Source organism: Lentzea albida (assembly GCF_900111005.1).
Taxonomy (GTDB): domain Bacteria; phylum Actinomycetota; class Actinomycetes; order Mycobacteriales; family Pseudonocardiaceae; genus Lentzea; species Lentzea albida.
In genome coordinates, this window is the sequence record NZ_FOFV01000001.1 from 453,419 (window position 1) to 471,755 (window position 18,337).

At 70.8% G+C, this 18,337-nt stretch carries 21 protein-coding genes and 1 riboswitch; of the genes, 9 read left to right on the top strand and 12 right to left on the bottom strand.

Annotated elements, in window-relative coordinates; genetic code table 11:
* Entirely contained in the window at positions 1 to 639 is a 639-nt protein-coding gene (gene thiE, locus BMY74_RS02290; RefSeq protein WP_089908609.1) for a thiamine phosphate synthase, read from the bottom strand.
* Between the two features lie 26 nt (positions 640 to 665).
* Positions 666 to 777: riboswitch (TPP riboswitch) on the top strand.
* On the opposite strand from thiE, the gene BMY74_RS02295 reads away from it, so the two are divergent.
* The 5 genes from BMY74_RS02295 to BMY74_RS02315 all read left to right on the top strand — a co-directional run bounded on the left by BMY74_RS02295 (position 772) and on the right by BMY74_RS02315 (position 3,584).
* Positions 772 to 1,728, top strand: coding sequence for an FAD-dependent oxidoreductase (locus BMY74_RS02295; protein ID WP_089908612.1), 957 nt, complete (start codon positions 772 to 774; stop codon positions 1,726 to 1,728). (Overlaps the previous riboswitch by 6 nt.)
* Positions 1,725 to 1,925 carry a sulfur carrier protein ThiS gene (gene thiS, locus BMY74_RS02300; RefSeq protein ID WP_089908614.1) on the top strand — a complete coding sequence of 67 codons (201 nt, stop codon included), beginning with the start codon at positions 1,725 to 1,727 and terminating at the stop codon, positions 1,923 to 1,925. Before BMY74_RS02295 ends, thiS begins: the two co-directional genes overlap by 4 nt.
* A 1-nt stretch (position 1,926) precedes the next feature.
* A complete protein-coding gene (gene thiG / locus BMY74_RS02305; RefSeq protein ID WP_089908617.1) occupies positions 1,927 to 2,682 on the top strand; it encodes a thiazole synthase in 756 nt (251 codons plus the stop codon).
* 75 nt (positions 2,683 to 2,757) lie between these two features.
* Positions 2,758 to 3,201 (top strand): MarR family winged helix-turn-helix transcriptional regulator, encoded by a 444-nt coding sequence (locus tag BMY74_RS02310; protein ID WP_245785840.1) that lies wholly within the window; start codon positions 2,758 to 2,760, stop codon positions 3,199 to 3,201.
* 2 nt (positions 3,202 to 3,203) lie between these two features.
* Positions 3,204 to 3,584, top strand: coding sequence for a VOC family protein (locus BMY74_RS02315; RefSeq protein WP_342716572.1), 381 nt, complete (start codon positions 3,204 to 3,206; stop codon positions 3,582 to 3,584).
* On the opposite strand, the gene BMY74_RS02320 is transcribed toward BMY74_RS02315, so the two are convergent.
* Together BMY74_RS02320 and BMY74_RS46595 are read right to left on the bottom strand one after the other, a co-directional pair.
* Positions 3,540 to 3,977, bottom strand: coding sequence for an SRPBCC domain-containing protein (locus BMY74_RS02320; RefSeq protein ID WP_089908620.1), 438 nt, complete (start codon positions 3,975 to 3,977; stop codon positions 3,540 to 3,542). The genes BMY74_RS02315 and BMY74_RS02320 overlap by 45 nt on opposite strands.
* Positions 3,964 to 4,176, bottom strand: a complete 213-nt coding sequence (locus BMY74_RS46595; RefSeq protein WP_281244935.1) for a hypothetical protein — start codon at positions 4,174 to 4,176, stop codon at positions 3,964 to 3,966. The genes BMY74_RS02320 and BMY74_RS46595 overlap by 14 nt, the downstream gene beginning before the upstream one ends.
* On the opposite strand from BMY74_RS46595, the gene BMY74_RS46600 reads away from it, so the two are divergent.
* Positions 4,090 to 4,581 carry a TetR/AcrR family transcriptional regulator gene (locus BMY74_RS46600; protein ID WP_425434815.1) on the top strand — a complete coding sequence of 164 codons (492 nt, stop codon included), beginning with the start codon at positions 4,090 to 4,092 and terminating at the stop codon, positions 4,579 to 4,581. The genes BMY74_RS46595 and BMY74_RS46600 overlap by 87 nt on opposite strands.
* Here BMY74_RS46600 and thiD read toward each other — a convergent pair.
* From thiD to BMY74_RS02345, 3 genes are all read right to left on the bottom strand, one after another.
* Positions 4,524 to 5,339 (bottom strand): bifunctional hydroxymethylpyrimidine kinase/phosphomethylpyrimidine kinase, encoded by an 816-nt coding sequence (gene thiD, locus BMY74_RS02330; protein WP_089908625.1) that lies wholly within the window; start codon positions 5,337 to 5,339, stop codon positions 4,524 to 4,526. The genes BMY74_RS46600 and thiD overlap by 58 nt on opposite strands.
* The gene (gene thiC / locus BMY74_RS02335; RefSeq protein WP_089910313.1) at positions 5,336 to 6,976 is read right to left on the bottom strand and encodes a phosphomethylpyrimidine synthase ThiC; all 1,641 of its coding nucleotides are present in this window, start codon (positions 6,974 to 6,976) and stop codon (positions 5,336 to 5,338) included. The genes thiD and thiC overlap by 4 nt, the downstream gene beginning before the upstream one ends.
* A gap of 824 nt (positions 6,977 to 7,800) precedes the next feature.
* Positions 7,801 to 8,403: a LysE family translocator gene (locus BMY74_RS02345; RefSeq protein ID WP_089908632.1), complete on the bottom strand. Its 603-nt coding sequence runs from the start codon at positions 8,401 to 8,403 to the stop codon at positions 7,801 to 7,803.
* Positions 8,404 to 8,474: 71 nt separating this feature from the next.
* Between BMY74_RS02345 and BMY74_RS02350 the strand changes: the two genes are divergently transcribed.
* A complete protein-coding gene (locus tag BMY74_RS02350; RefSeq protein ID WP_218159496.1) occupies positions 8,475 to 9,410 on the top strand; it encodes an aldo/keto reductase in 936 nt (311 codons plus the stop codon).
* On the opposite strand, the gene BMY74_RS02355 is transcribed toward BMY74_RS02350, so the two are convergent.
* On the bottom strand, positions 9,407 to 9,985 hold the full coding sequence (locus tag BMY74_RS02355; RefSeq protein WP_089908635.1) for a peptide deformylase: 579 nt from the start codon (positions 9,983 to 9,985) through the stop codon (positions 9,407 to 9,409). The genes BMY74_RS02350 and BMY74_RS02355 overlap by 4 nt on opposite strands.
* A gap of 108 nt (positions 9,986 to 10,093) precedes the next feature.
* Between BMY74_RS02355 and BMY74_RS02360 the strand changes: the two genes are divergently transcribed.
* Together BMY74_RS02360 and BMY74_RS02365 are read left to right on the top strand one after the other, a co-directional pair.
* Positions 10,094 to 10,372: a DUF3263 domain-containing protein gene (locus BMY74_RS02360; protein ID WP_089910320.1), complete on the top strand. Its 279-nt coding sequence runs from the start codon at positions 10,094 to 10,096 to the stop codon at positions 10,370 to 10,372.
* Positions 10,372 to 10,986, top strand: coding sequence for a LytR C-terminal domain-containing protein (locus BMY74_RS02365; RefSeq protein ID WP_089908639.1), 615 nt, complete (start codon positions 10,372 to 10,374; stop codon positions 10,984 to 10,986). Before BMY74_RS02360 ends, BMY74_RS02365 begins: the two co-directional genes overlap by 1 nt.
* Before the next feature lie 534 nt (positions 10,987 to 11,520).
* On the opposite strand, the gene BMY74_RS02370 is transcribed toward BMY74_RS02365, so the two are convergent.
* The 5 genes from BMY74_RS02370 to moeA all read right to left on the bottom strand — a co-directional run bounded on the left by BMY74_RS02370 (position 11,521) and on the right by moeA (position 18,301).
* Positions 11,521 to 13,674: an AAA family ATPase gene (locus BMY74_RS02370; RefSeq protein WP_089908641.1), complete on the bottom strand. Its 2,154-nt coding sequence runs from the start codon at positions 13,672 to 13,674 to the stop codon at positions 11,521 to 11,523.
* A 117-nt stretch (positions 13,675 to 13,791) separates the two neighbouring features.
* A complete protein-coding gene (gene pssA / locus BMY74_RS02375) occupies positions 13,792 to 14,751 on the bottom strand; it encodes a CDP-diacylglycerol--serine O-phosphatidyltransferase (RefSeq protein WP_089908644.1) in 960 nt (319 codons plus the stop codon).
* The gene (locus tag BMY74_RS02380) at positions 14,752 to 15,447 is read right to left on the bottom strand and encodes a phosphatidylserine decarboxylase (protein WP_089908648.1); all 696 of its coding nucleotides are present in this window, start codon (positions 15,445 to 15,447) and stop codon (positions 14,752 to 14,754) included.
* 205 nt (positions 15,448 to 15,652) lie between these two features.
* Entirely contained in the window at positions 15,653 to 17,077 is a 1,425-nt protein-coding gene (locus BMY74_RS02385) for a M48 family metallopeptidase (protein WP_089908651.1), read from the bottom strand.
* Between the two features lie 27 nt (positions 17,078 to 17,104).
* A complete protein-coding gene (moeA, locus tag BMY74_RS02390; protein WP_281244938.1) occupies positions 17,105 to 18,301 on the bottom strand; it encodes a molybdopterin molybdotransferase MoeA in 1,197 nt (398 codons plus the stop codon).
* Positions 18,302 to 18,337 lie beyond the last annotated feature (36 nt).

Genomic DNA, 18,337 nt, shown 5'->3' on the forward strand with positions numbered 1-18,337 from the left:
TCAACGATCAAGTTCGGATTTGAACAACTCGGCGGCACGGCGCGGGTCCTCGGCGTCCGTGATGGCCCTGACCACGACGACCCGGGTCGCGCCGGCCTGCTTCACCTCGTGCAGGTTCGTCAGGTCGATGCCGCCGATCGCGAACCACGGGCGGTCGGTCTTCGTGGCGCGGACGAGGTCGAGGCCCGGTGCGGGGCGGCCCGGCTTGGTCGGGGTCGGCCAGCAGGGGCCGGTGCAGAAGTAGTCGACGCCGGGTTCCCCGGCGGCCGCCGTCATCTGGTCGACGTCGTGGGTGGAGCGGCCGATCACCACCTCGTCGCCGATGATCCTGCGGGCGAGAGGCACGGGCAGGTCGTCCTGGCCGAGGTGCAGCACGTCGGCGTCGACGGCGTGCGCGATGTCGGCGCGGTCGTTGACGGCGAGCAGCTTGCCGTGGCGTTCGGTGGCCTCGGCGAGGAGCTCGATCGCCTCGATCTCCTGCTTCGCCTCCAGTGACTTGTCCCGCAACTGGATGATGTCGACGCCGCCCGCGAGGACCGCGTCCGCGAACTCGGCCAGATCAGGCCGGTTCGGCGTGCAGAGGTAGAGGGTCGCGTCGGCGAGTCGTTGCCTGATCAGGTTTCCGTCGAGTCCTGGCACGCACGCACGTTAACCGTTATGTTGAAGGCGGTCCGCACGGGAGCCTGGAGAACACCGGGCTGAGAGGGAGCGTGGTTCGCTCCGACCGTCGAACCTGATCCGGGTCATGCCGGCGCAGGGAGCGTGAATGCCTTGAGCAGTGTGGAAGTGGCCGTCCTGGGTGGCGGCGTCATCGGTCTGTCCGCGGCCCTGGCCGCGGCACGGGCCGGGTTCTCCGTCTCCGTCACGGACCTGGGCTCGCCGCACGCGGGCTCACGGGTCGCGGGCGGGATGCTCGCACCGCTGACGGAGGCGTGGCCCGGCGAGGAAGCCGTGGTGGCGCAGGGTGTCGAGGCCCTCGCGCTGTGGCCGTCGTTCGCCGCGTCGATCGGCGTGCCGCTGTTCGACGCCGGAACGCTGGCCGTCGGCACGCAGCCGGGCGACCTCGCCGACCTGCGGCACGCGGGGGAGTTGCTGACGTCGCGGGAGATCCGGGCCCTCGAACCCTCGCTGGGACCGGCGGTGCGCGGTGGCGTGTACGCGCCGGGTGACCTCGCCGTCGACAACAGGCTGTTGCTTTCCGCACTGTGGAAGGCTTGTCGCGAGGCCGGTGTTCTCTCCGATGTGGACGGACGCGTCACGGTGATCGCGGCCGGGGCGTGGAGCGGGTCGCTGCACCCGGCTCTGCGGGACGTGATCCGCCCGGTCAAGGGCGAGATCCTGCGGCTCACGCACCGCCCAGGAGCGTTGCCACCGCCCCGCCACACCATCCGCGCGCTGGTCTCCGGCCGTCCCGTCTACCTGGTGCCGCGCGACGACGGGCTGGTCGTCGGCGCGACCCAGTACGAGGCCGGGTTCGACACCGACGTGTCCGTCGCGGGCGTGCGAGATCTGTTGCGGGACGCGGAAACCGTGCTGCCGGGCATCGCCGAGTACGCCCTGACCGAGGCCGCCGTGGGTTTCCGCGCGGGCAGCCCGGACAACGTCCCCGTCGTGCGGTGGCTGGAGCCCGGCGTGATCGCGGCGACGGGTCACCACCGCAACGGTCTGCTGCTGGCCCCCCACACCGCACAGGTCGTGGTCGAGCTGCTTCGAGGAGGAACTTCGTGAGGGCACAGGTGAACGGGACCTCCCGCGACCTGGCCGAGGGCACGTCGGTGGCCGCGGTCGTGACGCTGGTGGGGGCACCCGAGAAGGGCGTGGCGGTGGCCTTGGACGGCGCCGTGGTGCCGAAGGCGTTGTGGGGCTCGACGATCGTGCCGGACGGCGGCGTCGTCGAGGTGCTGACCGCGGTCCAGGGAGGCTGACGTGGACGATCCGCTGATCATCGCGGGCCGGGAGTTCCGCTCCAGGCTCATCACCGGCACGGGCGGTGCCGCGAACCTGTCGGTGCTGGAACGGGCGCTGGTCGCGTCCGGCACCGAGCTGACGACCGTGGCGATGCGCCGGGTCGACGCGGCCGGGCAGACCGGTGTCCTGGAGTTGTTGCGGCGCCTTGGAATCGAGGTCCTGCCGAACACCGCGGGCTGCCGCACCTCCGCCGAGGCCGTGCTGACCGCGCAGCTCGCACGGGAGGCGCTCGAGACGAACTGGGTCAAGCTCGAGGTCGTCCACGACGAGGAGACCCTGCTGCCCGACCCGGTCGAGCTGCTGGACGCGGCGGAACGGCTCGTCAACGACGGGTTCGTCGTCCTGCCGTACACCAACGACGACCCGGTGCTGGCGCGGAAGCTGGAGGACATCGGGTGCGCCACGGTCATGCCGTTGGGTTCTCCCATCGGCACGGGGCTGGGAATCCGCAACCCCCACAACATCGAGCTGATCACTTCTCGTGCATCTGTTCCAGTAGTTCTAGACGCGGGCATCGGCACGGCCTCGGACGCCGCTCTCGCAATGGAACTCGGCTGCTCAGCGGTCCTCTTGGCGACCGCCGTCACACGAGCCCAGGACCCGGAACGGATGGGCGCCGCCATGCGTTGTGCGGTCGAGGGCGGACGGCTGGCGCGCTTGGCCGGGCGAATTCCGCAGCGCTTTTGGGCCCAAGCGTCTTCGCCGGGTCTCTGAGTCGCTACCTTGGGTACTCGCGTGTTGGGGGATGATTGAGAACTACGTAAGTTCCGCCGAGGAGGACGACTAGCCGTGACCGCCCCCATTGACGCCGAGGTCGAGGACGCGACGGCGCGCCTGTACCTGGCGATCGGCCGGCTGGCCCGGTTGTTGCGCCGCACCGGATCCCCCGGCCTGGGCCCCGGCGCGGTCTCCGCGCTCGCCACCCTCGCGCGCTGCGGTCCGATGCGTCTGGGCGACCTGGCGACCAAGGAGGGCGTGGCGCCCCCGACGCTGTCCCGCATCGTCGCCGCGCTGGTCGAGGCCGGGTACGTGAAGCGCGAACCCGACCCGCAGGACGGCCGCGCCTGGCTCGCCACCCCCACGCCCGAGGGCGAGACGATGGTGTCCGGCGTGCGGTCCGCGCGGGTGCGCGAACTGCAGCGCAGGATCGAGCAGCTGACGCCCGAACACGTCGCCGCGCTCGTGAGCGCCCTGGACGCGCTGGAGACCCTCGTGGGCGAGGAGTCCAAGTAGCCGTGAAGTCGCGGACCGCCGGCATGTGGTGGGGGACGTCGATCGAGGCCCCCGACCCCGGTGCCCTGGCGCGGTTCTACGCCGAGCTCCTCGGGTGGCACGTCGGCCACGAGGAGCCGGGCACCGCGATCGTGGCGGCCTCGCCGAACGGTCCGTTCTTCGTCTTCCAGCGGGCGGACGGCTACCGGCCGCCGGTCTGGCCGCCCGAGGACGGGCGGCAGCGCCCGATGATGCACTTCGACTTCCAGGTCGGTGACCTGGAATCGGCCGTCGCCGAGGCGGTGGCGCTGGGGGCCGTTCTCGCGGAGTTCCAGCCGCAGCCGCACGTGCGGGTGCTGCTAGACCCCGCGGGCCACCCCTTCTGCCTGTGCCTCGACTCCTAGCGCCCGGTTGAAGGCGTCGAACTCGGCGGCGAGCACCTCGCGGGTCTGCGCCAGCACGTCCCCGGCCATCGTGCCGGTGAAGGACTCCACGTTCACCAGCAAGGTGCCGCCGTCGGTCTCGCTGAGCTCCCAGCGGTGGCGCCCGAAGAACGTCTCCGGGTCGCCGCCCTGGGAGGCCAGCACGTACTTGTCGGCCGAGGTGATCTCCCCGTCGAAGTCGCGTTCGAACGGCGTGCCCTTGGCCGCCTTCACCTTCGTCCTCGCCCCGTCGACCTGGGTGTACTCCAGGACGGGGTTCCAGCGGGCGTAGCCGCCGAAGTCCACCAGCACGCGCCACACGTCGTCGATCGGCGCCGGGATGAGCAGCTCGGTTCTGATCTCATTTTCCTGCACGGTCGTTCAGCCTAATGGGCTCGGCTAGTCTTTTTCCATCGTCGGGATCAAGGGGCAGGTTCAGCAGCGCGGCGTCAAGCGACGCCGCGAGATCGTCGATGCCGCGATAGAGCTGTTCGGTACCAACGGGTACGCGGGCACCGGTGTCGCGGCCATCGCGAAGAAGGCGGGCGTCACGCCGTCCGCGGTGATCCACCACTTCGGCTCGAAGGAGAACCTGCTCAAGGCGGTCCTCGACGAGTTCGACGCACGGGCCGTCGCGCGCGTCACGGGCAGCGAGCTCGCGCAGGCGTTGCTCGACGACGCCGAGTACACGATGGCGCACAAGGGGTTGGCGACGCTGCACACGGTTCTGCAGGCCGAGCACCTGGCGCGCGACGACGAGATCACGCACCGGTTCCGCGCCCGCAACCGCGCGCTCCGCGGCCACTTCGCCGCGGTGCTGGGCGAAGCGGCCGCCGTGGAGTTGATCGCGTTCATCGAAGGCGCGTTGACGGTCTGGCTGCTCGATCCAGAGACCACGGACCTGAGAGCGATGTACGCCCGCTACCTGGCGAGGCTCCAGAACGGCGAGACCGGACCGGACCCGGCACCCAGCGGGTAGGCGGCCTCAACGGACTTCACGATGAAGTCCTTGCCGAACCGCACCGCCTCCGGCACCGAGGCACCGCGAGCGAGCGCCGAGCTGATCGACGACGCCAAGGTGTCGCCACTGCCGTGCGTGTGCTCGGTGTCGTAGCGGGGCCCGGGCAGTTCGATGAACTCACGGCCGTCGTAGAGCAGGTCGAGGCACTCCGGGTCGTCCCACATGTGGCCGCCCTTCACCAGCACCCACTCCGGTCCGAGCGCGTGCAACGCCTCCGCCGCCACGCGCTGGTCCTCGCGGTCCTTCACCGCGATGCCGGTGATCAGCCGCACCTCGTCGAGGTTCGGCGTCACCAGCGTCGCGCGCGGGAACAGCAGGCCGCGCAACGCGTCCAGGGCGTTGTCGGCGAGGAGTTGGTTGCCGTGCATGGAGGCCGAGACCGGGTCGACGACTAGCGGGGTCCTCCCGGCCCCGATGCCGACGCGGTCCAGCGCGGGCGTGACGGCCTCGATGATCTGCGCCGACGCCAGCATGCCGGTCTTCGCCGCCTGCACGCCGATGTCCTCGGCGACCGAGACGACCTGCGCCGCGACCGTGTCCGCCGGGATCTCGACGACGCCCGTGACGCCCAGCGAGTTCTGGACCGTCACGGCCGTCAGCGCGACACAGCCGTGCACTCCGCACGCGAAGAACGTGCGGAGGTCGGCCTGGATGCCCGCACCACCGCCGGAATCGCTTCCGGCGATGGTGAGCACCCGCGGGGGCGCCTCGGTCACGTGGTCTCCACGACCGGCAGGTAGACCTTGTTGCCCGTGTCGGCGAACTCGCCGGACTTCTCGGCCATGCCCGCCTCGATGGCTTCCACTGTGGACAGTCCGCGTTCCTCGGCGTAGCGCCGCACGTCCTGCGTGATCTTCATGGAGCAGAACTTCGGCCCGCACATCGAGCAGAAGTGCGCCGTCTTCGCCGGCTCCGCGGGGAGCGTCTCGTCGTGGAACGAGCGCGCGGTGTCCGGGTCGAGCGACAGGTTGAACTGGTCCTCCCAGCGGAACTCGAAGCGCGCCTTGGACAACGCGTCGTCCCAGTCCTGGACGCCGGGGTGGCCCTTGGCGAGGTCCGCGGAGTGCGCCGCGATCTTGTACGTGATCACGCCGGTCTTCACGTCGTCGCGGTTCGGCAGGCCGAGGTGCTCCTTCGGCGTGACGTAGCAGAGCATCGCCGTGCCGAGCCAGCCGATCTGCGCCGCGCCGATCGCGGACGTGATGTGGTCGTACGCCGGCGCGATGTCCGTGGCCAGCGGCCCGAGGGTGTAGAACGGCGCCTCACCGCACCACTCCTCCTCGAGCCGGACGTTCTCGGCGATCTTGTGCATCGGCACGTGGCCGGGGCCCTCGATCATGACCTGGACGTCCTTGGCGCGTGCGATGTGCGTGAGTTCGCCGAGCGTCCGCAGCTCCGCGAACTGCGCCTCGTCGTTGGCGTCCGCGATGGAGCCCGGCCGCAGCCCGTCACCCAGCGAGAACGTCACGTCGTAGGTGCGCAGGATGTCGCACAGCTCCTCGAAGTGCGTGTAGAGGAAGCTCTCCTTGTGGTGCGCGAGGCACCACGCGGCCATGATCGACCCGCCGCGCGAGACGATGCCGGTGACGCGCTTGGCCGTCAGCGGCACGTACCGCAGCAGCACGCCCGCGTGCACGGTCATGTAGTCGACGCCCTGCTCGCACTGCTCGATCACGGTGTCGCGGTAGACCTCCCACGACAGCTTCTCCGGATCGCCGTTGACCTTCTCCAGCGCCTGGTAGATCGGCACGGTGCCGATCGGCACGGGCGAGTTGCGCAGGATCCACTCGCGCGTCTCGTGGATCCGCTTGCCGGTGGAGAGGTCCATGATCGTGTCGGCGCCCCACCGGGACGCCCAGACCATCTTCTCGACCTCGTCCTCGATCGACGACGACACCGCGGAGTTGCCGATGTTGGCGTTGATCTTCACGAGGAACTTCTTGCCGATGATCATCGGCTCGGCCTCGGGGTGCTTGCGGTTCAACGGGATGACCGCACGCCCGATGGCCACCTCGTCGCGCACGAACTCCGCGTCGAGGTTCTCGCGCACCGCGATGTAGCGCATCTCCGGGGTGATGATCCCGGCCTTCGCGTACGCGAGCTGGCTGACAGCTCCGTTGATCGGTTCCCGTGCGGCGATCCACTCCGACCTCAGGTCGGGCAGTCCACTGTGGACGTCGATCGTCGCGTTGTCGTCGGTATACGGACCGGAAGTGTCGTAGAGATCGACATGCTCGCCGTTGGTCAGTTCCACCCTGCGGAAAGGCACACCATCGCGGTACACCTTGCGCGAGCCCGAGATGGGGCCCGTGGTCACACTGGGCTTGACCGAACGGTCGTCAAGTGCCGTCACGACATTCCTCCCTACGCCGGCATTACCCGGTCAGGTTCAGGCGGTCGGTGACACCGGCACGACGGCCAGTCACCCTCTCAGCCCGCTTCAGGCGCGAGCTCCCGCGTTCTTGTTGAGTTGTCGAGAACCGACCATAGTCAGCGCGCGCCGCAGCTGCCAAGGCCGCGTTTTACCCCTAATCTCTTCCCGTGGCTGATCACCAGCCGTTCCCGCCCGGCGCGCGTCGCGGTCAGCGCCCCGCCGTGGTCTCGGCATGCCCTTCCTGCGGTGAGCTGGCGGGCCGGGGTTATCCCGACTGCGGCTTCTGCGCGGAGCTGCTCGACCAGTTCTGGCTCGCCGACTGGGAGGCGCTGCGCACGTCGTCGCAGCTCGCCGACCGGGAGCTGGCCGAGCTGGTGACCTCGGCGGACGTCGGCCAGTACCCGTGGACGTGCGTCGACTGGGCGATGACGCTGCTGGCGTGCTCGCGCTGCGGTGCCGAGCTCGGCACCGGGCCGGTCGAGTGCGTGCGGTGCGCGGTCACCGAGGAGCGCCGGTGGAACTGGGACCACGCGGCGCACCCGTCCACGATGAGCGCGAACGAGCACCTGCTCCGCGTGGCCCGTGCCGCCCTGCGCGCACCTCACCGACGTCGTCCGGCCGTCGTGCAGGCCTGGCAGCTGGTGCTGCCGTTCCTGATCGCCGGTGAGGTGATCGAGTTCGGCCGCCTGGACCGCATCCGCGCGCACGTGCTGGCCGGCGGTTACGCGTCGATGGCCGCCTGCCACACCTTCGCCGAGCTGGCCGGGCTGCCCGAGCTCTTCTGGCGCAGGGGCAACCCGAACTCAACGCGGGTCGAGTACCAGCCTGACTCCGAGCGCCAGCAGCACGCCGCCCGACAGCTTCTCGAGCGCGGGACGGACCCGCGGCCTGCTCAGCCAGCCGCGAACGGTGTGCAGGACCGACACGATGATCAGGTACCAGACGGTGTCGATCAGGACCCACCCGACGGCGAGGAAGAGCAGAACCCCCTTGCCGGCCTCCCCGGCAGGCACGAACTGCGGTAGGAACGAGATCGCGAACACGCCGAGCTTCGGGTTGGCGAGGTTCACGACCAGGCCGCTGCGGAACGCGTGGCTCGCGGGCGGCGGTTCGGCACCGGGCAGGCTCTTGCTGATCAGGGCCTTGACGCCCAGGTAGATCAGGAAGACCGCGCCCGCGATCCGGAGCCCGTGGTAGGCGATCTCGGACGCCGTGAGCAGGACGCTGAGGCCGAGAGCCGCGGCGACGGCCCAGCAGGCCACGCCGACCTCCATGCCGAACACCGTCGCCAGCGCGGCCTTCCGCCCGTGCACCGACTGTCGCAGGACCATGGCCGTGCCGGGTCCTGGCGACAGTGCGATGAGGAACGAGGCCGCGACGAAGGCGACGATGTTTTCGATGGGCATGCGTTGATGGTGGCTTGTGGTCGCAACTTGTTTCTTGACTTGGAGCGCGCTCCAGGATGTTCGGTGGTGCCATGACCTTGGAACTGGGGAAGTTGGGTTTCGGCACGTGGGCCATGGGCGGCCCGATGACCTTCGAGGGGCAGCCCGTCGGCTGGGGTCCGACGGACGACGAGGAGTCGCTGAAGGCCCTGCGCAGGGGCTTCGACCTGGGAGTTCGTCTGGTCGACACGGCGGACGTCTACGGCTGCGGGCACTCCGAGGAGCTGGTCGGGCAAGCGTTTGCGGACGTGCGGGACGAGGTCGTGATCGCGACCAAGTGGGGCGACGAGTTCGACCCTGCGAAGCGCGAGCTGACGGGGTACAACGGGACGGTCGAGTACCTGCGCCGCGCCGTCGAGGGGTCGTTGCGGCGACTGGGCACCGATCGGATCGACCTGTACCAGCTCCACCTCGGCGGGCTCGGGCTCGACGAGGCGGCGCTGCTGCGCGACGAGTGCGAGGCGCTGGTCGCGGCGGGCAAGATCCGCGCATACGGGTGGAGCACCGACGACCCGGAGCGGGCACGGTTCTTCTGCGAGGGCGAGCACGGTGTGGCCGCGCAGGCCGACATCAACGTGCTGTTCGACAACCCCGAGATGTACGCGGGGGAGTACGCGGTGCTGTGCAGGCGCCCGCTGGCCATGGGGCTGCTGGCGCGGGAGACGTTCGCGCCGCTGCCGGCGGACGACGTGCGCGTCTCGGACCCGGCGTGGCTGCTGTTCTTCGAGGACGGCAAGCCGACGCCCGCGTACTTCGAGGCGCGCGAGGCCGTGCGGGACGTGCTGACGTCCGGCGGCCGCACGTTGGTGCAGGGCGCGCTGGCGTGGTTCTGGGCGCGCTCTCCGCGCCTGGTTCCGATCCCAGGGGTCCGGACGGTGGCCCAGGTCGAGGAGAACGCTCGCGCGCTGGAGTTCGGTCCGTTGAGTGCGGACGAGTTGAAGCAGGTGGAGGCGGTGCTCCGGCCCTAGTCCTCGTCGTCGTCGAAGTTGGCCGGGTCGCTCGGGTCCCACGAGAGGCCCGGCTGGTTCCACTCGTTGTCGCGGAGCATCCGCTTGGCCTCCTTCTTGTACCGGCCGATGAGGCGGTCGGTGTAGAGGTAGCCGTTGAGGTGGTCGGTCTCGTGCTGGAGGCACCGCGCGAAGAAGCCGGTGCCCTCGACCTCGAACGGCTGACCGTCGAGGTCCACCCCGGTGACCTTCGCCCACTGGGCGCGTCCGGTCGGGTACGCCTCACCGGGCACGCTCAGGCAGCCCTCGAAGTCGTCGTCCGGGTCCGGCATGGTCTCCGGGACCTCGGACGTCTCGAGCACGGGGTTGCAGATCACGCCGCGGTGCTGCACCCCCTGGTCGTCCGGGCAGTCGTAGACGAAGACCCGCAGGTCGACGCCGATCTGGTTGGCCGCGAGCCCCACTCCGCGAGCAGCCGCCATCGTCTCGAACATGTCGTCGACGAGGGTCTTCAACTCGGTGTCGAACTCGGTGACCTCGCGCGTCGGGTTGTGGAGCACGGGGTCGCCGGCGATGCGGATGCGGTGGACGGCCATGGCTGAACTTTAAGCCGTCCAAAACTGTCGGTGTCGCGCGGTAGGTTGGAACGATCACGTGATTGAATTGCCCGCACCTGAGATGGTGTGGCGACCGTGGGGAGCCAGATGGATCACGCCGAGACGCTCACCTCCGCTGACGGGCTGACCAGCCGCGAACGCACGATGCTCGCGTTCGAGCGCCAGTGGTGGAAGTACTCGGGATCCAAGGAACAGGCCATCAGGGAACTGTTCGACATGTCCGCGACCCGCTACTACCAGCTGCTCAACGCGCTCGTTGAATCCGAAGCCGCCCTGGCCGCAGATCCGATGCTCGTCAAGCGGCTGCGCGGTGTCCGGACAGGCCGCCAAAGGGTTCGCGCCCGCGCCAGGAGCACCGAGGACTGATGACCTCCCCCGAGTCCGCAAGCCCGTCCCGTCCGGCCAAGGCAGCAGGCTTCGCCCTGCTCGGCGTCGCCGCCGTCGCGTTGGTGATCGGAGTCGTCTCGCTGTTCGGCGGAGGCTCCTCCTCCGACGACACACCGCCCGTGGCGGAGGGGTCGTCGACCGCGCCTCCGGTGGCGACTTCCGCTTCCGAGCCGCCCGCCTCGACACCCTCGTCCGCGCCCCCCGTGACGACGACGGCTTCGCCCACGGTGCCGCCGTCCACACCTGCGTCGTCGGCAGCGGTGCCGCCTCCGCCCGTCACCCAGCCGGGGGTCGCCAAGGCGCCTGTCCGGGTCTACAACAACTCGACGATCACCGGGTTGGCTTCGAAGGCTTCTGACGAGGTTCGGGCCAACGGGTGGGAGGTCGCGGAGACCGGCAACTACTCGGGCGGGACGATTCCGACCACCACCGTTTACTACCGGCCCGGGACTGAGGAAGAGGCCGCGGCCAAGGAGCTGGGGTCGGTGCTGCGGGCGCGGGTGGAGCCCCGGTTCGACGGGATCCAGTCTGCTGCGGCCGGGGTCATCCTGATCGTCACCAACGACTACCAGGGCACTTCGAAGAGCAAGTAGCGGCTTTGGGTTGATGGCTGCTTTTGCGGGCGGCTGCTTTTGCGTGCGGCCTGGTCGCCTTGCGTGCTTCCCCTGGGGCTCTGCCCCAGACCCCGGCAATCTGAGATGGGGGCCAGCGCTGGGGGCAGGTTGATGGCACGCCTGTTGCGCAGAGCGGCTGCCGGTTGCTTGGTTTGGTTGCGGTGGCGGTGGGGTCCCATCACAAGCCGCACCAGGAGCGGGCCACATGCCTGAGGGGGTGTCAACTCGACGAAAAGCGTGTCGAGTTGACACCCCCTCAGGCATGCAGCAAGTGCTGTGGCGCGACTCGTGATGGGACCCCACCGCCGGTACCTCTTTGCTGAAGACGGCTCGCCTGCGGCATCGCACCAAACTGACGGCTCGCCTTCGGTGTCGCACCGATCGCACGGCTCGCCTTCGGCATCGCACCTGTCGTGCGGTCCGCCTCAGCGGTCGCCCTCGCGGTCCACTCCCGGCGGCCCGTCTCAGTGGTCGCCCCGCGGCCCAGCCTCAGCGGCCCAGCGGGCCTCCCCCTCAGCGGTTCGCGGCGTAGGCCGCCAGCGATGCCAGCTGGGCCGGGTCCAGCGACGGCCGCACCACCTCGCGGGCCTTCGCCAGGTGTGCCTGCGTCACCTCGGCCGCCTCCAGCGACTCGCGCATCGCCGTCAGCGCCGCCTCCCGCACCAGGGCCGCGCAGTCCGCCGCCGAGTACATGTCCAGCTCACGCGCCAACGCTGCCAGGTCCACGTCATCTGCCAGCGGCGTGTTGCGGGACGAGGCCTTGAGGATCTCCGTGCGCGCCTCGGCGTCGGGTGGCGGCACGTAGATGATGCGCTCCAGCCTGCCGGGGCGGAGCAGTGCCGGGTCGATCAGTTCGGGACGGTTGGTGGCGGCGATGACCACGACGTCGCGGAGGGGTTCGACGCCGTCGAGTTCGGTCAGCAGCGCGGCCACGACGCGGTCGGCCACGCCGGAGTCCGAGGACTGGCCTCGGCGCGGGGCCAGTGCGTCCACCTCGTCCAGGAACACGAGCGCGGGGGCGGCGTCCGCTGCCCGGCGGAAGAGTTCGCGGACCGCTCGTTCCGACTCACCGACGAACTTGTCCATCAGCTCGGCGCCCTTGACGGTCAGGACGTTGAGCTGGCCCGTGCCCGCCAGCGCGCGCACGAGGAACGTCTTGCCACATCCCGGCGGGCCGTAGAGCAGGAGGCCGCGCGGGGGTTCGACGCCCAGGCGGGCGAACGAGTCCGGGTAGCGCAGGGGCCAGAGGGCCGCTTCCGTGAGGGCCTGCTTGACCTCCTTCATGTCGCCGACGTCGTCCAGCGTCAGGCCACCGGTCTGGACCGTGTCCGAGGCGGACATGGAGATCGGGCGCACGGTGTTCAGCGCACCGAGCAGGTCCTCCTGTCCCACCCGGGGTTCCGGCACCTCGCGCTGCCGCAGCGCGGCCCGGACCGCTGCCTCGCGGCGCAGGGCGCAGAGGTCCGCCGCCACGAAACCCGGTGTGCGGGCGGCCACCTCGCCGAAGTCCACATCGGACTCCAGGGGGACGTCGCGCAGCAGCACGCGCAGCAGTTCCGTGCGGCCCGCGGCGTCCGGGAGGGGGAGTGTCAGCTCGCGGTCGACCAGGTCGGGGGCGCGCAGGCGGGCGTCCACCGACTCGGCGCGGGCCGAGGTGACGACCAGGGCCAGGTTCGGGCGGGAGATGGCCGTGCGCAGGATGTCCAGGACCACGGTCGCCACCGGCGGCGGGGCGGTGGGCAGCAGGGCGTCTACATCCGTGAGGAGCAGGACCGTGGGCTGCTCGGGGACGCCCGCGATCGCGTCGCCGAGCTGCTTCGCCATCGCGCCCGGCTCCAGGACCGCGATGCTCGGCGCGGCCAGTTCCACGACCGTGGCGTCGACGGAGCGGGCCACCGCGCGGACCAGGGTCGCCTTGCCGACGCCTTCCGGGCCGCTGACCATGGCCGCGAGGCGGGCCGAGGCGCCCAGCTTCGTGAGCAGCTCGGGCTGGCGGAACATCAGCTCCAGCCACTCCGTCAGCCGCCGCGCCTGCTCCCGCTGACCCACCAGGTCCGCGACGGGCAACGCGTCGTGCTTCTCCTGCACCACCACCGGCGTCACCTCGGCGGCGGGAGCCGAAGCCGAACGCCACCCGACGACGCTCGACGGCTGCACGGCCACCGGGCCCGCGGGGTCGGTGGAGGTGATCGTGATGAGCTCGTTGGTCCACGTCATGCCGATGGCGTTGGACAGCTTGCGGCGCGTCTCGGACACGTTCGCACCGGGCGGCGGCGCGAGGTCCTGGGGGAGCAGCGAGACGTTGTCGCCGACCGTCAGTACCTTGCCCGTCAACGCCATCCGCACGTGTTCGGGAGTCAGGGCCGTGGTGGCGAGCCGCGAACCGGCGACGGTGATCGACCGCGCGGCGGTGACCTGGACGGGGGCCACGACGATCTCGGAACCCTCGACCACGCCCAGGTTGGTGAGCGTCACGTCGTCGACGAGGACCACCCCGGGTGGCTGCTCGCCGGACGCCGCCAGGGCCGCGCTCACGCGGGCGCCGGTCAGCTTCACCGCGTCCCAGGCGCGCAGGCCCAGGGCGTCGAGCACCTCGGGGTGGAGGCGGACGACGCCGCGCCGGGTGTCCAGGGCGGACGGGGACAGGCGAGCCGTCAGCGTGATCACCCCGACGACTCTAGTTCCTCACGGCGGGCCGGACGCGGCACGAGCACGAGCTCACCGCCGTCAGAACGGGAAAGGGCCGGACACGATGAACGTGTCCGGCCCTCTTCCTCAGAACGGTCAGCGCTTCGGCTGGCGCCTCAAGCCCAGCTGCCGCCAGGAACGACGGCGTCCGTTGGTGGAAGGCGCAGCGCCCTCCACAGTGGAACCATCACGCCGAGGCCGACGCACGGCCCGCATGGCCGCACCGGCCACACGACCGCGCAGGGGCTGGCGCAGGCCGAGCCGGCGAGCCGCCACGCCATGGGCCCGCTTGATCGCACGACGATCCGCACCGGTGACGGTCCAGGCCTCAGGGTGCTTGGAGAGCCACATGTACCGCCGCACCGAGTAGGGCAGGTGCCCGAGGTACACGACCATCGCGATGATCAACGCCACCAACGGGTACGTGATCACGGCGGCGGCCAGCAGTCCGACGGCGACCAGCAGGGGAGCCACCGCGCGCGGCGGCACCTTGACGGTCTTCACCGACAGCGTCGGGATCCGCGACACCAGCAGCATCGCCACCAGGACGGTCCACGCGCCGACGACGTAGGAGTTGTTCCACCAGCCGTCGGACCGGACCTGCTCCTCGATGATCAGGGGCAGCAGCAGCAACAGGCCGCCTGCGGGAGCCGGGACGCCGACGAAGAACTCCTTCGCGAACGGCGGTTGTTCCTTCTCCAGCAACGTGTTGAAGCGGGCGAGGCGGACCACCATGCAGACCGCGAAGATCAGCGCGATGACCCAGCCGGCCCGGTTGCCCTCGAACTTCCAGAGGTAGATCGCGAGTGCCGGTGCGACGCCGAAGGAGATGGCGTCGGCCAGTGAGTCGAGTTCCGCGCCCATCTTCGACGTCGCGTCCAGCAGGCGGGCGATGCGGCCGTCGAGGCCGTCGAAGACGGCCGCTGCCCCGATCGAGGCGATGGCCGCGCCCCACATGCCGACGTTCGCGAAGTGCACGGCCGACAGGCCCGAGCACATGGCGAGGACCGTGATCGCGTTCGGCAGCAGGCGAACGCCGGGCCCGCTGGGTGCCACTTACGCCTCCGGGAGTTCGGCGAGAACGGTCTCGCCGCCGATGGTGCGCTGGCCGGCCTCGACCAGGACGCGGCTGCCGCGCGGCACGTAGAGGTCCACGCGCGAGCCGAAGCGGATCAGGCCGTAGGTCTGGCCTGCGGTGACCTTCTCGCCCTCGGCGACCTCGCACACGATGCGGCGGGCGACGAGGCCGGCGATCTGGACGACGACCAGGTCGTGGCCGTCGACGGTGCGCAGCCACACGGTGTTGCGCTCGTTCTCCTCGGAGGCCTTGTCGAGGTCCGCCGAGAGGAACTTGCCGGGGTGGTAGGAGACCTGGACGACCTCGCCGTCGGCGGGCACGCGCTGCACGTGCACGTCGAAGACCGAGAGGAAGACGCTGACGCGCGTCATCGGCTGCGAGCCGAGGCCGAGTTCGGCCGGCGGGACGGCGTCGACCACGTGCGAGACGGTGCCGTCGGCCGGGGCCACGGCGAGGTTCGGACGGGTCGGCGTCACGCGCTTCGGCTCGCGGAAGAACCACGCCACCCACGCCGTGACCAGCGCGAGGACGACGCCCAGGCGCTTGAAGCGCAGCCGGACGAGGAGGGTCGCGATCGCCGCACCGGCGACGAACGGGCGCCCTGCCGGGTGCATCGGCGGCACCATGCCGCGCGCGAGTTCGAGGAAGTGGGAGACGGGCTTCTCGCTGCTCATCGTGTCTGTGGGTTCCGTAGCTTCCGTGGATTGTCGGGCGGCATCACGCTACGGCAACACCGCAAACCGCCCACCGGGACTGCCGGAGAAGACAAGTGGCCGGTCGGCCCGTGCATCCCCCGACGAACGCACGGGCCGACCGGCGCCTGCGGGCAGTGTAATCCCCGTCACATGGCGTTAACAACGCCGCTGGGTGAGCGTTCCGTCACAATCCGTTGACGCCGAGGTTCTGCAACGCGAACCGCACTTCAGGCACCCGGTTAGCGTCACGCACGGCGGGGGCGACGAGGTCGTCCGGATAGACCGCAGCTCCGTCCGCCATCCGCAGCACGAAGAGTCCGCCCCAGTTGAGTTCCAGCGTCGCGCGGTTAGCCGTCACGAGCAGGTCGGCCACCATGCAGCCGAGGAGTTCCGTCACGGCCTCGACGGCGGCGTCGTGCACCTCTTCCCGGGTCAGCGAGGCGTCCACCGGAGCTCCCGTGAGCTTGTGCAACTGCGCGCCCTCCAACGCCCTGAGCACGTCCGCGATCGTCTCGCCGACCTTGCTCACCCGGCCCGCGTGCCGCAGCAGGTCGGCCTGCCGCCGCACCAGCACCGGCCCGGCCAGCGCGGCGAGCTCCTCCCAGCCGATCGGCGGCCCCTGCACGCCGACCAGCGCCGCGACCTGCTCGGGCGGCAGGCCGTCGAGCAACGGCCACGAGGACCGTTCGTCGACCGCCTCGGCCACCCCGCCGCCGAGCTGGGAGAACCGCGCGATCGTCGCGACCCGCTCCCGGATCGGCGGGTGGCTGTCGAACACCGACTTCGGTTCCTGCGCGGCCAGCAGCGGTTCGATCTCGCGCAGCTGGTGGACGCGGCGGGGGTGGTCGAGGTAGGCGCGGAAGCCCTCCAGCAACGGTGGCGTGCGGCCGGCCACCACGGCCAGTGCCACGTACCAGCTCTTGTAGTCCTGCCACGCCACGCCGAGCGGGCCGCCGCGCAGCAACGACCGCACCGACGCCTCGCGCCCGGACGCGGCGACCGACACCTCGTCGGCGAACCGCTCGTGCTTGCGGCTTTCCGAGGCCGCGACCAGCGCGTACAGCCTCGCCCACCCGTAAAGGACGCCGAAGAAGGCGAAGTCCTGCCGCGACGCCATCCCGAGGGCGTGCTGCGCGCGCGAGGTGAGCGCGGAGAGCCGGGTGTGCCCGCCGCCGTAGTGGCCGAGTTCGTGCGCGAGCACCGAGCGCAGCTCGCCGATCGTCATCCCGGCGAGCCACGGCAGGCCCAGTTCCATGTACCGCGTGCCGCGGCGCTCCCAGACGCCCGCGTTCGCCTTGTCGACCAGCCGGATCTCGTCGGGGCTGCGGGTGCCCGCGATCCTCGCGAGCTCGTCGACGTGCCGCCAGAGCTCCGGGTGCGCCGACCGCGTCAGCTCGGCGCCTTCCGCCCGCGGACGCGCCCAGAACGCCGTGACCACCGCGAACAGGGTCGGCCCGCCCACGACCAGCGCCAGTGCCAGCAGCCACCAGCCGCCCGAGTCGTCGCCCCGCTCGAAGAGGACGGCCGCCAGCACGCCCAGCCCCGCCACGATGCCCACCGCGAGCACGAAGAACCCCGCCAGCATCACCAGCGCGAGTGCCGCTCTCATGTCCTGCTTCCCCCAGATCGTCCAGAACTACTGCAGGTATCTCACGACGACCTCGGATCCCGCAGCCAGTTCGGTGACGTCCTCGGGCACCTCGATCAGGCAGTTGGACAGCGCGAGCGCCGACAGCAGGTGCGACCCCGGCCCGCCGACCGGCGTCACGACCTGGCCGGACGACGGGTCGTGCAGGCCGCGCCGGAACTGCGTCTTCCCGGCGGGGGACGTCAGACCGCTCGTGATCGCCGCCCGCGCGGTGGGGCGTTCCGGCCGCGGGTGACCCATCGACGCCAGCAGCGCCGGCCGCACGAACACCTCGAACGACACCTGCGCGCTCACCGGGTTGCCCGGCAGCGACAGCACCGGCACGCCCTCGTAGCGGCCGGAACCCTGCGGCCCGCCCGGCTGCATCGCGACCTTGGTGAACTGCACGTCGTGGTCCGCCAGGGCGTCCTTGACCACCTCGTACGCGCCCGCGCTCACCCCGCCGGACGTCACGATCACGTCCACCGCTCCCAGGTAGGGCCTCAGCGCCTGGTGGAACGCCTCGACGTCGTCCGGCACGAACCGCAGCTGCGTGGCGACGCAGCCCGCGTCCCGCACGGAGGAGGCGAGCATCATGCCGTTCGACTCGTAGATCTGGCCCGGCCGCAGCGGCGTGCCCGGTTCGACCAGCTCGGAGCCCGTCGACAGGACCAGCACGTGCGGGCGGCGGCGCACCGGCAGCTCGGGCAGTCCCAGGGCGGAGGCGAGGCCGAGCGTGGACGGGCGCAGCACCGTGCCCGCGGCCAGCACCGCGTCGCCCTTCCGCACGTCGTCGCCGCCGGTGCGGATGTTCTGGCCGGGCACGACGGCCCGGTTGATCGTCACGGTGTCCGTGGCGCCGTCGGTCCACTCGACCTGCACCACCGCGTCCGCGCCGGGCGGCACCGGGGCGCCGGTCATGATCCGCTGCACGGTGCCGGGCTCCAGCGCGTTCAGCTCGGTGCGGCCCGCCGGGATGTCGTCGGCCACGCGCAGGCGCACCGGCAGCTCACCGGCCAGGTCGGCCGCGCGCACCGCGTACCCGTCCATCGCGGAGTTGTCGAACGGCGGCAGGGGCAGCGGCGCGATGACGTCGGCGGCGAGCACCAGCCCGAGGCACTCGTCGAGCGGGAGCTGCAGCACGGGCATCAGCCCGACGAGCTCCGCGACGCGCTTGCGGTGTTCGGCGACAGAGGTGGGGGACACGACTGCATACTGCCAACGTCGCGGCGACCGCGACGA

What these genes read in the sequence shown, in the direction of transcription:
- BMY74_RS02350 (WP_218159496.1), top strand. Translation starts at nt 8,475, where the DNA reads ATGACCTTGGAACTGGGGAAGTTGGGTTTCGGCACGTGGGCCATGGGC.
- BMY74_RS02385 (WP_089908651.1), bottom strand. Translation starts at nt 17,077, where the DNA reads ATGAGAGCGGCACTCGCGCTGGTGATGCTGGCGGGGTTCTTCGTGCTC.
- BMY74_RS02345 (WP_089908632.1), bottom strand. Translation starts at nt 8,403, where the DNA reads ATGCCCATCGAAAACATCGTCGCCTTCGTCGCGGCCTCGTTCCTCATC.
- BMY74_RS02380 (WP_089908648.1), bottom strand. Translation starts at nt 15,447, where the DNA reads ATGAGCAGCGAGAAGCCCGTCTCCCACTTCCTCGAACTCGCGCGCGGC.
- BMY74_RS02365 (WP_089908639.1), top strand. Translation starts at nt 10,372, where the DNA reads ATGACCTCCCCCGAGTCCGCAAGCCCGTCCCGTCCGGCCAAGGCAGCA.
- BMY74_RS02355 (WP_089908635.1), bottom strand. Translation starts at nt 9,985, where the DNA reads ATGGCCGTCCACCGCATCCGCATCGCCGGCGACCCCGTGCTCCACAAC.
- BMY74_RS02360 (WP_089910320.1), top strand. Translation starts at nt 10,094, where the DNA reads ATGGATCACGCCGAGACGCTCACCTCCGCTGACGGGCTGACCAGCCGC.